The following is a 14,769-nucleotide window of genomic DNA, read 5'->3' as shown; positions in this document are numbered from 1 at the left end:
GGCGGAGCATTCGCCGTCCGTCGAGAGGTCCGGTGCCTTCAGGTACCGGACCTCTCGAGGTTCAACGGATCGACGCTCAGCCGCTGAACGAGACGTACGGGCTCGTGAAGCCCGCGAATGTCAGCGTGTAGCTCCAGCTGGCGGTCTGGACGCTGCCCGCCAGGACGGAGGGCGTCCAGTTCGGGTTCGGGCAGTCGGCCTGCTCGAGGACTTCTGCCTCGGTCGGAGCCGTCGAGTTCAGCGCTGGGACGGTGAGCCGGCCGTTCTTGCTGGACGTGAGTTCGGTGGTGGTCACTTCGGTCACCGTGTCGTCGTGGGACTCGACGAGCTTGCCACCCTTGTTCGTGCACTGGATGGTCGCCGCATAGGTCACCGAGACGGACAACGAAGCGTCCGTGTTTCCGACTCCGGCGAGCTCGTACGTGGTGCAGCTGACGCCGGTTGCCGTCTCGGTGCAGTCGATCGTTCCCGTCTGGAGGTGCGTGCCGGACGGCGCGTTCGCCGGGAAGATCGCCGCCGACGCTGGGCTGGAGAAGACCAGCAGGGCGAACAGTGCGGTGATGGCGGTCAAAACCGCTCGCAACGTGCGCGTGGGAGGGGTCATAAGGTTTCACTCCTTCGTGCTCGATGGAATTGCGCCCGGAAAGCGCAGGACGTGAATTTTCGCTTGCCTCCTGGGGTGTTGGTGAGGTGTTCTGCGGCGCAGCGGCCGGTGCTCGCCAGGACGCGTGCGTCAGACTTATCCGTCGATCACCGACGCATGGCGGCTTCTGCTTCTCGCTCTTCGCTGAGCGGCGACATCTTCCCGCTCCACGAGAGGATCCCGTCCTCGACGTTACCCCTCCGTGACATGGGTCGCAATTGCTCACGCGAAAGCCTGATATGCGCTGCGGGGCACCATCAGAGATGCCATGAATGGCACAGGCGGCAGGCTCCTGTCATCGGCGGCGAACAGTGCCTCGAGCCTGGATGCCTGTTTCTCGGTGAGCAGGTCGGCGCCCGCAGGGTTCGCCGGGCGCGGTAGAACGGATCGCCTGCTCGTCCGCGGTGGCCGTGCAGATCCAGCTGGACTCGGCGGCGGCACCGGTCCAGGGCGTCGCCGGCGAGGCGCACGACGTGGCAGGGGTCCATCACCGCGACCGCGTCGGGTAGTTCCTCGGTGGTAGCGGTCTTGAACCCGGTGAAGCCGTCCATCGCCACGACCTCCACCCGTCACGCCAGGACTTGGGACGGCCGGCGAGCCAGGTCTTGAACGCCTGCTTCGAGCGGCCCTCGACCATGTCGAGCAGCCTCGCCGGCCCGGTCCCGTCACGGATCGGGGTCAGATCGATGACCACAGTCACGTACTTCTCGCCGCGCCGGGTGTGTCGCCATACGTGCTCGTCGACGCCGATCACGGCGACGTGGTCGAACCGGGCCTCGTCATCGATCAGCACCCGGCGGCCTTCGTCCAGCACCGCAGCGTTGGCGGTGTGCCATGCCACCGCCAACGCCTCGGCCACCCGCGCGACCGTCAGATGCTGGACCACGAGGCCGACCAGCGCCCAGTGCACTGCCGCCCGCGACAGCCTCGCCCGCGGTTCGGCCGCGGCCGTGGTGTCCTGTCGCCACACCCGCCGGCAGGCCTCGCAGCGGTAGCAACGCACCCGCACCAGCAAGGTGACCGGACGCCACCCGAACGGCTCGTGCGCCAGGTGACGGCTCACCGTGCCTCGCGGCGTGCCCACGGCCCCGCACCCGCGGCAGAACGCGTCGTCGTCACGGGCTACGACACGGCAGGCCAGCACCACCCGGTCGGGTTCCAGTCGCTGCCCGACCACGACGAGGCCAAACTCGTCCAGGCGCGCGAAGGTCGTCAGGTCAGGAGCATCGAAGGTAGCGCCAGGCACGTCGAGGTCTTCCGGGTGGTCAGTGTGAGAACTTCCATCCGGGGAGACCTCGACCCCTACCCGGCGACCGCCACCCCCCTCCGGACCGCTACACCCTCAACTGCGTTGAGCCAACAAACCTCCAGGTCAGGACCGGTATGCACAGTTCAACGTCTGAGGACCTCCCCCCTGATGGGCGGCGAGCTCGACCGTGCCCGAGAATGGGGTGAGACCCAGGGCGGCGAGGCGACGGCGTTGGACCAGCAGAGACTCCTGATTCTGCGCAGAAGGAGGCGACGTGACGACGACGCCTCCGGCAGAGCTGGACCTCGGTCTCATCGACGCCGTCGTGCTGGACACCGACGGCGTCATCACGAACACTGCTCAGACCCACGCGACCGCCTGGAAGCGCGCGTTCGACGAGCTCCTCCGGGACCGCGGCCAGCGGGCCGGCACCGACCTGGCGCCGTTCGACATCGAGACCGACTATCTCCGTCTCGTCGACGGCAGGGCGCGCGAGGACGGTGCTCGCGCGTTCCTCGACTCACGGGGGATCGTGCTGCCCGCAGGGGGGCGCCACGAGAGGGACACGCTCGAGTCCTTGCTCGACCGCAAGACCCGGTACTTCCTCGACGAGGTACGGGAGCACGGGGTGCAGGCTTTCCCGTCCACCGTGCGCCTCCTGCACGAGCTGAGACGCTGCGGGACTGGCATCGCGGCGGTCTCGGCGAGCCGCCACTGCGGGGCGGTCCTGCGTGCCGCCGGTGTGGACGGCCTGGTCGACGCGCGGGTCGACGGCCTCGACGCCGAGCGCCTCGGTCTCGCGGCCAAGCCTGACCCCGCGCTGTTTCTGGAGGCTGCGAGGCGCCTCGGAGCGCCACCCGGCCGGTGCGCGCTGGTCGAGGACGCCCTGGTCGGGGTGGAGGCCGGCCATCGAGGTGGCTTCGGAACGGTGATCGGCGTGGATCGGCGGGGTGGGCTCCGCACGGAGATGTACGAGCGGGGCGCACACGTGGTGGTCGGAGACCTCGTCGACGTCGCGCTGGTCGGGAGCCATCGTGGATGACTCCACCCTGTCCTACGAGGGATTCGACCCGGCGACCGAGGGATTGCGGGAAGCCCTGTGCACCCTGGGGAACGGGTACGTCGCGACGCGTGGCGCCGCGCCCGAGTCACGGGCCGACGGCGTGCACTACCCGGGCACGTACTTCGCGGGCTGCTACGACCGGTTGACGTCCACGGTGGCCGGCCGTGCGGTGGAGAACGAGGACCTGGTCAACGCCCCGAACTGGCTGCCGCTCGGCTTCCGCATGCCGGGGGAGGACTGGCTCACGCTCACCGGGAGCGAGATCCTCGAGCACCGGCAGGACCTGGACACGCGCCGGGGACTCCTCACCCGGCACACCCGGTTCCGCGACCCTGCCGGCCGGATCCTCGCCGTCACCCAGCGGCGGCTCGTGTCGATGCACGATCCGCACGTGGCCGCCCTGGAGACGACGTTCGTCGCCGAGAACTGGGCGGGCCGGCTGGAGGTCCGGGCGAGCCTCGACGGTCGGGTGACCAACACGGGTGTGGCTCGATACCGCGACCTCGACGGGAAGCACCTGGTCCCCGTCGCGGAGGGAGGCGACAAGAAGAAGGCGGCCGCCTGGTTGCAGGTACGCACCGCCACCTCGCAGATCCGGATCGCCCAGGCGGCGACGACGGTGGTCACCGGACTGCCCGGCCGGGTGCCGGCGACGTTCGAGCGCGCCCCCGGCGAATCCGCCGTCCGGCTGGGGCTCGACCTGGTCGAGGGGGTGCCGGTGACCGTCGAGAAGCGGGTAGCGATGTACACGTCGCAGGATCGTGCGGTCTCCGACCCCCTGGATGCGGCGCGCCGCCACGCAGCTCGCATCCCGCCCTTCGACGAGCTCCTGGCCGACCACGTCCGCGCGTGGGACCGGCTGTGGAAGGTGAGCGCCGTCGTCGTCACCGGCGAGGCGCAGCAGGTGCTCGACCTGCACGTCTTCCACCTGCTGCAGGTCCTGTCCGAGCACACGGAGCGCCTCGACGTGGGTATGCCGGCGCGCGGGCTGCACGGTGAGGCCTATCGGGGGCACGTGTTCTGGGACGAGATGTTCGTGTTTCCGTTCCTGCTGCTGCGCCTGCCCCACGTGGCGCGGTCGCTGCTGATGTACCGGTGGCGGCGGCTGCCGCAGGCGCGCCGCGCGGCGTCCGACGCCGGCTACCGGGGCGCGATGTATCCCTGGCAGAGCGGGAGCGACGGCCGGGACGAGACACAGCGGATGCATCTGAATCCAGCGTCCGGCCGGTGGCTCGAGGACCACACGGATCTCCAGCGGCACGTGGGGATCGCCGTGGCGCACAACGTCTGGCAGTACTACCAGACCACCGGTGACCTCGCCTTCATGCACGAGCACGGCACCGAGATGCTCCTGGAGATCGCCCGGTTCTGGTGCAGCCTGGTGACGTACGACGTCGCCGCGGACCGGTATGACATCCGTGGCGTGGTCGGGCCCGACGAGTATCACGACCGCTACCCGGACGCCGCGAGTCCCGGGATCGACAACAACGCATACACGAACGTCATGGTCGCGCGGGTCCTGCGGTACGCCCTGGACGCTCTCGCCCTGCTGCCCGAGCAGGAGCGCGACACCCTGCGTCGGCGGCTCCGGCTGGAGGAGCATGAGACGGAGCTGTTCGACCACGTCAGCCGGCGGATGCGCGTGGCGTTCCACGGCGACGGTGTGATCAGCCAGTTTGAGGGCTACGACCGGCTCGCGGAGCTGGACTGGTCGGACTACCGGTCGCGCTACGGCTCCATCCGCCGGCTTGACCGGATCCTCGAGGCGGAGGACGACTCGGTGAACCGATACCAGGTCTCCAAGCAGGCGGACGTCCTGATGCTCGTGTACCTGCTGGGCGAGAGCGGTGTGCTCAAGACACTGGCATCGCTCGGCTACGAGCTCGACCATGCCGCGGTGGGCCGCACCGTGGACTACTACCTGGCACGTACCAGCCACGGGTCGACCCTGAGTGCGGTCGTGCATGCCTGGGTGCTCGCCAGCCGGGATCGCAGCGCTTCATGGCGGTACTTTCGCGAGGCGCTCGACAGCGACGTCGCCGACACCCAGGGCGGCACGACCGCCGAAGGGATACACCTCGGTGCGATGGCCGGCACCGTCGACCTGGTCCAGCGTTGCTACACGGGTCTGGAGCTTGCCGGTGGTGTGCTCCGGCTGGATCCCCGGCTGCCCGACGAGCTCGAAGCCCTGGAGCTCCGGATCCGGGGCATCACGGTGCGATGCGACCATGCCGGCGTCCGCATCGGCATGGCTCGGTCGCGGCAGCGGACGATCATCGTCGCCCTCGACGGCGATCGGCGCGTGCTGGCGCCGGGGGAGACCTGGGCGGTCCGCTGGAGCACGCCCGACGAACCCGCGTGAGCAGGGAGCGCCAGGGAGATGTGGTCGTGGTGGTCGACGTCAGGCCCCGACGAACGGGAGGGCGTCCGCGCGGGTGACCGGGGCCTGTTCGTCTAGGCTCAACCCGTGCTGATCTGGGTGAACGGGACCTTCGGCGTCGGCAAGACGCACACGGTGGCCGAGCTGCACCGCCGCCTTCCCGGCAGCCTCGTGATCGATCCCGAACAGATCGGGTACGGACTGCAGCGCCTGGTCCCCGCGGAGTACCGGCCCGACTTCCAGGACTTCACGTCCTGGCGTACCGGGGTCGTCGAGGTGCTCGACCTGATCCTGCACGAGCACGACGGCCATGTCCTGGTCCCCATGACGGTCACCGACCTGCGCTACTTCGAGGAGACGGTCGGCGGGCTCCGCGCGCTCGGGCACGACGTGCACCACGTCGCGTTGCTGGCGGACCCGCCGACGATCATCCGGCGGCTCGCACACCGAGGTCTGGGTGGGGGTCGACTGGCGGACGCCGTCGGGCTCCGGGGCCTCGCCCTGCGCCGGGAGGCATGGGCGCTCGAACGGCTGGTTCCGAACCTGGAGCGGCTCGGTCACCCGGACTTCGCCGAGCACCTCGCGACCGACCACCTGACGGTGTCACAGGCCGCAGAGCAGATCGCGGCGTCGTGCGGTGTTGACCTGGAGGCCGACGGCACCGGGCGCCTGCTCCGGACGGCCCGCCGGGCGGTCACGACGCTGCAGCACGTGCGCCGCGCCTGAGGGCGGCGGCATGCTCGCGAGCAAGTGATCCCGGCACCGGCGATCACCCAGGTCCGGTGGACAGCGCGGCGAGCCTGGTCACCGTGTTCATGTTGCGGGTGGTCGCCAGCCGCCTCCCGGTCGGCACGTTGAGCCTGCTGCGCCCCATACCGCTCGGATAGTGCACGTAGACCTCCCGAGCACCCAGGGCGATCTCCTCGTCGTCGGCACCGGTCGCGCGTGCGGGGGTCTCCGGGTCGGGCGCAGCGTCCAGGAAGGTGACGCCCACGCGGCTGGGGTGGGCGTCGAGGAACGGGTTCTCGACACATATCCGCTCAAGCTCGGTCGGCGTCCGCAGCAGCACACCGACGGGCTTGCCCGCATACTCCCGTAGCGCCTCCTCGAGGGCCGCCCTGGCGGCGTCGGCCCCGACGCTGGTGGAGAACAGGACATTCCCGCTGGCGATGTAGGTGCGCACCTCCGAGAAGCCGAGCGCCGAGCACATCGAGCGCAAGTCGCTCATGGCCAGCTTGCCTGTCCCGCCGACGTTGACGGCGCGCAGGAGGGCCACGAGCGTCGAGTGCGGTCCGGCCGCGGAGTCAGTCACCTCACCACCGTACGGCGCGGGACGCTGCCCCGTCCTGTGTGGTCGATCAGGCGACGATGCGGAACGACGAGTCCGCGCGATCCTGGTCGCTCGAGAGCGGGTCGATCCGCAAGAGGCTGCTCGCGTGTCGGAGAAAGCGGTCCGGGAAGTTGTGCGAGCGGAACATGACGTGCCCCGAGCTGACGGCGCTGGCGACCTGCTGGAACGTGGAGTCGGCGGCGAACGTCGCGGAGCCGTCGTGCCGCTCGAGCCGGATCCTGTAGGAGTAGTGGCGCAGGTAGTAGCCGGGGAAGTTCACGGACTCGAACGAGACACGTCCGGTGCTCCCGGAGACCAAGCCCCGGCGGATGCGGAACTGGGCGTCCGCGGCCGGCGAGACGTTCGCGTCGATCCTGCCGACGTAGTTGGCGTGCCGGACGTAGCGGTCCGGGAGGTTGTACGACTGGAGCCGGTTGATCCCGGTCGCGGCGGGGGCGTGCATGAGCGTGCCGAACCCCAGCTGGTCGTACCCGCCAGAGTTCGACCCGTAGTCTCCGCCACCGCCGTCGGGCCGGAGGCTCTCGGCCATCTGCCGGACCCAGGGGGCCGCGATGCCTCGGCGTCCCTCATAGTGGCCGAGGATCGACTCCCACACCGGCCGGGCCTGCCCGCGACTGTTTGAGCTGATCTCGGTGTGCGTGTTCCACCCGGCGTGCGGCGCCGTGGTGTTGGGGCCCGACTGCCACGTGTAGTCCGTGAATGGCACGGCGAACCCGAGGTTGTACTTCGCGACGTACTCGGCGCCCTTGAGGAACCTGTTGCCGCCGTGGCCGTAGCAGTCCACGCCCTGGTTCCAGGCCATCTCGCAGAACGCGCCCATGAGGCCGACGCCCATGATGTTGTGGGCCTGGTCCCTGCCGCTCTCCTGCCACTGCCCGAGAGTCCCGGACTCATGCAGGAACGGGACGGCGTTCTCGATCGACCCGTTGCCCGCGCCGGTCCGGAAATAGTCGATAGCGCGGTTCACCAGGTCGTCGCGGTCCGCGAAGATGCCGATCGCCAGGATCGAGCACATGTTGCACAGGTCCCAGTTGGCCCAGTAGTTCGTGATGACCGAGTCGTTATGGTTGGTGAGGAAGCTCTCGTTCATCGGGTAGAAGATGTTCAGGAGCATGTTCCGAAAACGGGTGCGGTCGAAGCCAGGGTGGTCGCGCACGAGCTCGGCGGCGTTGGCGAACTGGTAGCCATAGATGCCGGCGGCGAGGAACCGGTCCGCGTTGCCGGTGACCCCCTTCAGGGTCCCGGACCAGGCGTTGAGGATCCGGACGGCTGCGTCGCCGTGTGCGGCGTCCCCGGAGACCCGCCAGCGCAGGGCGTTCTGATAGGCGGCATGGATGTCTGTGAAGAGCTGGCCGTAGTTGGACCCGTCGCCCCCGCGAACCACCGTCTCCAGGGGGCGCGGCGACCAGGTCGCGTGCGAACGGCCGTTGGCGACCAGGCGGTCCCAGCCGGACTTCCACGGCTGGGCGCTGGACGCGACCCGGTTGCCCGCCCGGGTCAGGTCCGAGGCCGTGTGCAGCATGCTGGGGTGCGCGGTCACGGCGGCAGCCGAGCTGCTCGTGCCCAACCAGGGGGAGAGGGCGGGTTCTGCGCCCCACGCGAGAACCGGTGCGGCGGCCGCTCCGAGTAGCAGCGCTCGACGTGACAGTGGTGTGGTGGTGCTCCGTGCAGGGTGCGGGCGCTCGGGTCGCGTCATGTTCAGTCCGCTCTGTCGGTGGGGCTCCTCGTTGAGCCCGGCAACGATGATAGCGCTCACATGCGGTGCGGGGAAGACGTTATCTTGCGGTGCGGCCGTGGAAATCCGCGCGGAGCACTGCTGCGGACGACGGCGACCGTGACCTGGACCGCAGAGGAACCCGACCCCCGGCCCGTAGACTGACCGCTGATCCCCGGCACCCTCTCGAAGGAAACCCCTGCTTTGATCACCGCCCACGGCGTCGAGCTGCGCTTCGGCGCCCGCGTCCTGCTGCACGATGCCACCTTCCGCGTGGCACCGGGCGACCGCGTCGGCCTCGTCGGCCGCAACGGAGCCGGCAAGACCACGCTCACCAAGACCCTCGCGGGCGAGAGCCTGCCCACGGGCGGCACGATCACGCGTGGTAACGAGATCGGCTACCTGCCGCAGGACCCGCGCACCGGCGACCTCGACGTGGTGGCGATGGACCGAGTGCTCAGCGCCCGTGGCCTCGACAAGATCGTGGCCAAGATGCGGCAGGCCGAGAAGGAGATGGCGAGCGAGGACGCGCAGGTCCAGGCCGCGGCGATGGAGCGCTACCCGAAGCTCGAGACCCGCTTCCTGGCGGCCGGCGGGTACTCCGCCGAGTCCGAGGCGCAGCGCATCACGAGCAACCTGGCGCTCGACGACCGCATCCTCGCCCAGCCCCTGCACACACTCTCCGGCGGTCAGCGCCGCCGCATCGAGCTGGCCCGCATCCTCTTCTCCGGGGTCGACACGCTGCTGCTCGACGAGCCCACCAACCACCTTGACGCCGACTCCATCGTCTGGCTGCGCGACTACCTCAAGTCGTACTCCGGCGGCTTCATCGTGATCTCCCACGACGTCGAGCTCCTGCGCGCGACGGTCAACAAGGTCTTCCACCTGGATGCCAATCGCGGTGAGCTGGACCAGTACAGCCTCAGCTGGGACGCCTACATCGCCCAGCGCGAGCAGGACGAGCGCCGGCGTCGGCGGGAGCGGGCCAACGCCGAGAAGAAGGCCGGTACGCTGCTCGCTCAGGCCAACAAGATGCGCGCGAAGGCCACGAAGGCCACAGCAGCGCAGAACATGATCAAGCGTGCCGAGCGCATGCTCGCCGGCACGGAGGCCGAACGACAGACCGACAAGGTCGCCGCACTGCGCTTCCCGAAGCCCGCGCCCTGCGGGCGCACGCCGCTCACTGCGCGTGAGCTCTCCAAGAGCTACGGCTCCCTCGAGGTGTTCGCGGGCGTCGACCTGGCCATCGACCGTGGTTCACGCGTGGTGATCCTCGGGCTCAACGGTGCCGGCAAGACGACGATGCTGCGCCTGCTCGCCGGTGTCGAGACGCCGGACACGGGCGAGGTGCTGCCGGGGCACGGGCTCAAGATGGGCTACTACGCCCAGGAGCACGACATGCTCGACATGGAGGCCACCGTCGTGGAGAACCTGCGACACAGCGCCCCGGACCTCACCGACACCCAGGTGCGGACCACCCTCGGGTCGTTCCTCTTCAGCGGCGACGACGCCGACAAGCCGGCCCACGTGCTCTCCGGCGGCGAGAAGACCCGGCTGGCCTTGGCCACCCTCGTGGTCTCCAGCGCGAACGTGCTGCTCCTGGACGAGCCGACCAACAACCTCGACCCCGCCTCGCGTGCGGAGATCCTCGGTGCGCTCAACACGTACGAGGGCGCCGTCATCATGGTCACGCACGACGACGGCGCGGTCGAGGCGCTGAACCCGGAACGCGTGCTGCTGCTCCCGGACGGCGACGAGGACCTCTGGTCCGACGACTATGCCGAGCTCGTGTCCCTCGCCTGACGCCGAGCCAGGCTCGGGCGACGGGTCAGCTCGCCCGACTGCGCCGCGTCCACGAGCGCGTCCTCGTGGTCCTCGTCCACCCGACGTCCTCCGCGCTGCTCGCGGCGCGGCCGTGACGTCCCGTCCGGGTCGGTGGCGGCGATGAGGTCGCCGGCCGAGACGGTGGCGACCCGGGTCTCGCGCCGCCACAGCAACACGAACCCGCCGACGGCGCCGAGCGCGAAGATCGCCCACTGGAACGCGTAGCTCAGGTGGCTGCCGGGATCGGTGTCCGGGCGGGGCACGGGCACCAGCGCCTCGGCGGCGGGGTCCTCGCTGCGCATCTGCCCGTAGGCACCGACGGTGCCGGCGTCCGCCCGGACGGCACCGCCGGACGCCGCGAGCACCTGGTCGGTGTTGATCCGCGAGACGGTCCCGGCCTCCGCCTCACGGTCCGCCGCGGGCTCGTCGGCCCGGAGCGTGACCGTCACGGTGACCTCGCCGTCCGGTGGCGCAGGCACGGACGCGGGCTCGCTCGCATCGGCACCGAGCGGGACGAACCCGCGGTCGACGACGATCACCAGGGCTTTGCCGTCGAGCTCCGTGTGCAGCGGCACCAGCAGGTGGAAGCCGGGCGTCCCGTTGACGGGGCGATTGCGCAGCAGCACGGTCTCGTCGGGCGCGTACTTGCCGACGACGACGGCGGACCGCCAGACGTCGTCGTCCGCGAGCGCCGCACCAGGCCCGGCGAGGAACTCGTCGAGGGGTGCGGGCTCGGCGGAATAGTTGGCCTCGACGAGAGCGATCTGGGCCTGTCGGTCGGTGTACCGGTGCCACTGCCAGTAGGCCGCGAGCACGCACAGCGCGGCGAGCAGGACCGCGGCGAGACCGAGCGTGACCCACTGGCGGCGAGTCCGTCTCACACGTGCTCCAGGTCCTCGACGGGGACGGTCTGCTTCCAGAACGACCGGGCGCCCAGGAACTGCTCGAGGTGCTCGCGGTGGTCGTCGCACGCGAGCCACACCTTGCGACGCTCGGGGACGTGGAGCTTCGGGTTGTTCCACAGCAGGCCCCAGCGGGCCTCGGCGGGGCAGCCCTTCGCCGAGCACACGATGGCGTCGGCGGTGACGGGGTCGGCTCCCAGGCCGAGCACGTCCATCAGTGGTCCTTCGGGTCGGTGGTGTCGGTCAGCGGGTCGTCGACGTGGTCGACCACACGAACGCCCGGTCGCTCGACCGGCGGGATCATCGGTTCCAGCTCAGGGGGCTGTTCGGGCGGCACGGCGGACGATTCGCGCGTGGAACGGTCGCGGCCGGCGTTGACGAGGAGGACGGCCGAGTAGGGGAGGACGACGGCTCCGACGAAGCAGACCCACATCAGCCAGCCCTCCACGAGGAGGGCAGCCGCCAGGATGAGCACCACGCGCAGACCCATCTGGAACAGGTACTGGCGCAGGCGTCTGTTCTGGTCCGCGGCGAGACTCGCCGGGACGCCCGTGATCGAGGGGACCTCGTGGGGCCGGGACGTGCTCACCCAGTCAGTCTACGTCCGCTCCGGCTTGCTCCGGTCTTTGGAGGAAACCGACAATCCCGTTCGGTGACGTGTGCTTCCCCGTGAGCGCGGGACGGGCGCTGTGCCGGGGTACGGTCGCACAGGCGCACCGCCGTGTGCCCGGGCCGGACGGCCCGTCGTCGAGAGGAGCATCCCGTGGCAGAGCAGGCAGCATCCGGTCGTGTGGTCGTCGTGACCGGCGCCGCGCGTGGCATCGGTCGGTCGATCGCCGAGCGATTCGTCGCTGCGGGGGACACCGTCGCGACGATCTTCCGAGGTGGCGAGCTGCCCGAGGGGGTCCACGGCTTTGTGGCGGACGTGACCGACAGCGAAGCCGTCGACGCCGCGTTCGGCGAGATCGAGTCCCAGCTCGGTGCTCCGACCGTGCTGGTCGCCAACGCGGGCATGACGCGGGACCAGCTCCTCATGCGCATGAGCGACGAGGAGTTCGAGCAGGTCGTCGACGTGAACCTCACCGGGACGTTCCGCTGCGTGCGCCGGGCGTCCAAGCCCATGATCCGCGCGCGGTCCGGCCGTATCGTGCTGATCGGCTCCGTCGTCGGTCTGTACGGCGGCCCTGGGCAGGTCAACTACTCCTCGACGAAGGCCGCCCTGGTGGGAATGGCCCGCTCGATCACGCGCGAGCTGGGCGGCCGGGGGATCACGGCGAACGTGGTCGCGCCCGGATTCGTGGAGACCGACATGACTGCGGCGCTGCCGGAAGGCACCCAGAAGAAGTACCGCGAGTCCATCCCCGCGGGCCGGTTCGCCACCCCGGACGAGGTGGCCGGGGTCGTGGAGTTCCTCGCCTCCGACGCCGCAGGTTACGTCTCCGGCGCTGTGGTGCCGGTCGACGGCGGCCTGGGCATGGGTCACTGAACTGTCCATCGGGCGCACGGCCCGATACGCTCCCATCAGAACTTTACTGAAAGGTCATCATGGCTCTGCTCGATGGCAAGAAGCTGCTCATCACGGGCGTCCTGACGGACAGCTCGATCGCTTTCCACGCCGCGCGCCTCGCGCAGGAGGAGGGCGCCGAGGTCGTCCTGACGTCGTTCGGACGCCAGATGAAGCTGACCCAGGCGTTCGCGAAGCGGTTGCCCGCGACAGCGCCGGTCGTCCAGCTCGACGTGACGAGCCCCGAGGACCTGACCTCCCTGGCGGACCAGGTGCGCGAGCACACCGACCGTCTCGACGGCGTGGTGCACTCCATCGGTTTCGCGCCGCAGAGCGTGATGGGCGGCAACTTCCTGTCGGCCGAGTGGGACGACGTCGCCACCGCGGTGCACGTCTCGACGTACTCCTACAAGTCACTCATCACCGCGGCCCAGCCGCTGATGACCGACGGCGGAGCCTACGTCGGGCTCACCTTCGACGCGGGCTTCGCCTGGCCGGTCTACGACTGGATGGGCGTGGCGAAGGCCGGCCTCGAGTCCGCCAACCGGTACCTCGCCCGCGACCTGGGTCCGGCCGGCATCCGGGCGAACCTGGTCTCCGCCGGACCGATCCGCACGACCGCCGCCAAGTCCATCCCGGGCTTCGAGGCGATGGAGGAGGCCTGGCCCCGGCGCGCGCCCCTGGGGTGGGACCAGACCACCGCGGAGCCGGCCGCCCGTGCGGTCGTGGCGCTGCTGTCCGACTGGTTCCCGGCGACGACGGGCGAGATCGTCCACGTCGACGGTGGTGTCCACGCGATGGGTCAGTGAGCAGGATCTCGTGAAGCAGCCGAAGTACGCCGTCGACGTCCCGGACAAGGGACGTCGACTGGTGCTGCTTCGGCATGCCAAGGCCGAGCCCGGCAAGGGCGCGGTCGTCGACACAGATCGCGCGCTGGCGCTCAACGGCCGTCGGCAGGCCGGTCGGGTGGGCATGGCCTTGACAGCTGCGGGACTGGTGCCGGACCTGACGCTGGTCTCCTCGGCGTTGCGCACCCGGCAGACCTGGGAGCTGGCCCGCGCTCATCTGGGCAACCACGGCGAGCGCAACCACCTGGCGGTCGAGGTGCGCGACGAGCTGTACGCGGCGAGCATCGCCGACGTGCTCGAGCTGGTCCGCGGCGTCGATCCTGCCGTCAAGACCCTGCTGGTCATCGGCCACGAGCCGACGATGGCCGCGACGGCCGCCTACCTCGCCGACGAGTCCTCCGACGACGCGGCGCTCGCCCAGGTCCGGGTCGGGGTGCCGACAGCGACCTACTCGGTACTGCACGCCACCAAGCAGCCGTGGGCCGAGTGGGGCAAGAGGTCGGCCACGCTGCTGCGGGTCGGTCGCCCGAGCTAGGTGTACTGACCTGGCTGCCTGCTCCGTGCCACCGGCTCCGGGCGGCTGTGTTACGCCCGGGCCCGCTCGGCGGCGTCGACCTCGTCGATGACGCGCAGCACGTCGTCCAGCCGCGGTCCGTCGATGCTGTACGGCGCCTGGGCGCGGACGAGGGGCTTGGCCGCGAAGGCCACACCGATTCCTGCGGCGCCGATCATGTCGAGGTCGTTGGCACCGTCGCCCACCGCGACGGTGTCGGCCATGCTTAGCCCCAGCTCGGACGCCCACTCCCGCAGGGTGGCCTCCTTGTAGGCCCGGTCCACGACCGGTCCGACGGTCCTGCCCGTCAGGACGCCGTCGGCCACCTCGAGGCGGTTCGCCCGCCATCGGGTGATCCCGAGGGAGGCCGCCAGGGGAGCCAGGATCTCGGCGAACCCACCTGAGACGAGCCCGAGCTCCCAGCCGCGGCGCTGGACCTCGGCCGTGAGCTCGGCCGCCCCGGGCGTCAGGACGACGGCCTCGCGCACCGCGTCCAGCGCGGAGGCGGGCACACCGGCCAGCGTGGCCACCCGCTCTCGCAGGGAGGCGGCGAAGTCGAGCTCGCCCCGCATCGCGCGCTCGGTCACGGCAGCGACCTCCTCGCGCGTGCCGGCATGCTCCGCGATGAGCTCGATGACCTCCTGGGTCAGGAAGGTCGAGTCCACGTCGGTGACGATCAGGCGTCGACGGCGTGGCATGCCGGACGGCTCGGGGAGGGGACCGGGCGCGGGGGCGCTC

14 protein-coding genes and 1 pseudogene are annotated in these 14,769 nt (G+C 70.2%); 7 read left to right on the top strand and 8 right to left on the bottom strand.

Features of this window, described 5'->3' with window-relative positions; genetic code table 11:
• Positions 1 to 76: 76 nt before the first annotated feature.
• Positions 77 to 571: a hypothetical protein gene (locus tag PZC42_RS10390; RefSeq protein WP_277210692.1), complete on the bottom strand. Its 495-nt coding sequence runs from the start codon at positions 569 to 571 to the stop codon at positions 77 to 79.
• 369 nt (positions 572 to 940) lie between these two features.
• Positions 941 to 1,889: pseudogene (locus tag PZC42_RS10385) on the bottom strand (ISL3 family transposase); the annotation flags it as partial.
• 277 nt (positions 1,890 to 2,166) lie between these two features.
• Between PZC42_RS10385 and PZC42_RS10380 the strand changes: the two are divergent.
• The 3 genes from PZC42_RS10380 (at position 2,167) to PZC42_RS10370 (ending at position 6,061) form a co-directional block, all read left to right on the top strand.
• Positions 2,167 to 2,934, top strand: coding sequence for an HAD family hydrolase (locus PZC42_RS10380; protein ID WP_277210690.1), 768 nt, complete (start codon positions 2,167 to 2,169; stop codon positions 2,932 to 2,934).
• Entirely contained in the window at positions 2,927 to 5,317 is a 2,391-nt protein-coding gene (locus PZC42_RS10375) for a glycoside hydrolase family 65 protein (RefSeq protein ID WP_277210689.1), read from the top strand. Before PZC42_RS10380 ends, PZC42_RS10375 begins: the two co-directional genes overlap by 8 nt.
• A 105-nt stretch (positions 5,318 to 5,422) precedes the next feature.
• Positions 5,423 to 6,061 (top strand): AAA family ATPase, encoded by a 639-nt coding sequence (locus PZC42_RS10370; protein WP_277210687.1) that lies wholly within the window; start codon positions 5,423 to 5,425, stop codon positions 6,059 to 6,061.
• 43 nt (positions 6,062 to 6,104) lie between these two features.
• Here PZC42_RS10370 and PZC42_RS10365 read toward each other — a convergent pair whose 3' ends face one another.
• Both PZC42_RS10365 and PZC42_RS10360 read right to left on the bottom strand, forming a co-directional pair.
• Positions 6,105 to 6,647 carry a DUF1697 domain-containing protein gene (locus PZC42_RS10365; RefSeq protein ID WP_277210685.1) on the bottom strand — a complete coding sequence of 181 codons (543 nt, stop codon included), beginning with the start codon at positions 6,645 to 6,647 and terminating at the stop codon, positions 6,105 to 6,107.
• A 46-nt stretch (positions 6,648 to 6,693) separates the two neighbouring features.
• Positions 6,694 to 8,226, bottom strand: coding sequence for an AbfB domain-containing protein (locus tag PZC42_RS10360; protein WP_277210683.1), 1,533 nt, complete (start codon positions 8,224 to 8,226; stop codon positions 6,694 to 6,696).
• 378 nt (positions 8,227 to 8,604) lie between these two features.
• Here PZC42_RS10360 and PZC42_RS10355 point away from each other — a divergent pair, with 378 nt between their 5' ends.
• The gene (locus PZC42_RS10355; protein WP_277210681.1) at positions 8,605 to 10,203 is read left to right on the top strand and encodes an ABC-F family ATP-binding cassette domain-containing protein; all 1,599 of its coding nucleotides are present in this window, start codon (positions 8,605 to 8,607) and stop codon (positions 10,201 to 10,203) included.
• On the opposite strand, the gene PZC42_RS10350 is transcribed toward PZC42_RS10355, so the two are convergent.
• From PZC42_RS10350 to PZC42_RS10340, 3 genes are read right to left on the bottom strand one after another with little or no spacing between them, the layout of a single operon-like run.
• Entirely contained in the window at positions 10,176 to 11,105 is a 930-nt protein-coding gene (locus PZC42_RS10350; RefSeq protein WP_277210679.1) for an SURF1 family cytochrome oxidase biogenesis protein, read from the bottom strand. The two genes, PZC42_RS10355 and PZC42_RS10350, sit on opposite strands and share 28 nt — an antisense overlap.
• A complete protein-coding gene (locus PZC42_RS10345) occupies positions 11,102 to 11,341 on the bottom strand; it encodes a hypothetical protein (protein WP_277210677.1) in 240 nt (79 codons plus the stop codon). The genes PZC42_RS10350 and PZC42_RS10345 overlap by 4 nt, the downstream gene beginning before the upstream one ends.
• Positions 11,341 to 11,715 (bottom strand): DUF3099 domain-containing protein, encoded by a 375-nt coding sequence (locus PZC42_RS10340; protein ID WP_277210675.1) that lies wholly within the window; start codon positions 11,713 to 11,715, stop codon positions 11,341 to 11,343. The genes PZC42_RS10345 and PZC42_RS10340 overlap by 1 nt, the downstream gene beginning before the upstream one ends.
• 174 nt (positions 11,716 to 11,889) lie before the next feature.
• Between PZC42_RS10340 and fabG the strand changes: the two genes are divergently transcribed.
• The 3 genes from fabG to PZC42_RS10325 are packed head-to-tail and all read left to right on the top strand — an operon-like array spanning position 11,890 to position 14,013.
• A complete protein-coding gene (gene fabG / locus PZC42_RS10335; RefSeq protein ID WP_277210673.1) occupies positions 11,890 to 12,612 on the top strand; it encodes a 3-oxoacyl-ACP reductase FabG in 723 nt (240 codons plus the stop codon).
• A 59-nt stretch (positions 12,613 to 12,671) separates the two neighbouring features.
• Positions 12,672 to 13,439 carry an enoyl-ACP reductase FabI gene (gene fabI, locus PZC42_RS10330; protein WP_277210671.1) on the top strand — a complete coding sequence of 256 codons (768 nt, stop codon included), beginning with the start codon at positions 12,672 to 12,674 and terminating at the stop codon, positions 13,437 to 13,439.
• Between the two features lie 10 nt (positions 13,440 to 13,449).
• Positions 13,450 to 14,013, top strand: a complete 564-nt coding sequence (locus PZC42_RS10325) for a SixA phosphatase family protein (protein WP_277210669.1) — start codon at positions 13,450 to 13,452, stop codon at positions 14,011 to 14,013.
• Positions 14,014 to 14,063: 50 nt separating this feature from the next.
• On the opposite strand, the gene serB is transcribed toward PZC42_RS10325, so the two are convergent.
• On the bottom strand, positions 14,064 to 14,729 hold the full coding sequence (serB, locus tag PZC42_RS10320; RefSeq protein WP_277210792.1) for a phosphoserine phosphatase SerB: 666 nt from the start codon (positions 14,727 to 14,729) through the stop codon (positions 14,064 to 14,066).
• Positions 14,730 to 14,769: the final 40 nt, after the last annotated feature.

Origin of the sequence: Isoptericola croceus (assembly GCF_029382255.1) — a bacterium.
Taxonomy (GTDB): domain Bacteria; phylum Actinomycetota; class Actinomycetes; order Actinomycetales; family Cellulomonadaceae; genus Isoptericola; species Isoptericola croceus.
The sequence above is the reverse complement of the archived record's forward strand: the minus strand, read 5'-3'. Positions and strand labels throughout refer to the sequence as shown.

Coding starts and splice junctions, on each gene's coding strand:
- fabI (WP_277210671.1), top strand. CDS start 12,672: ATGGCTCTGCTCGATGGCAAGAAGCTGCTCATCACGGGCGTCCTGACG.
- serB (WP_277210792.1), bottom strand. CDS start 14,729: ATGCCACGCCGTCGACGCCTGATCGTCACCGACGTGGACTCGACCTTC.
- PZC42_RS10345 (WP_277210677.1), bottom strand. CDS start 11,341: ATGGACGTGCTCGGCCTGGGAGCCGACCCCGTCACCGCCGACGCCATC.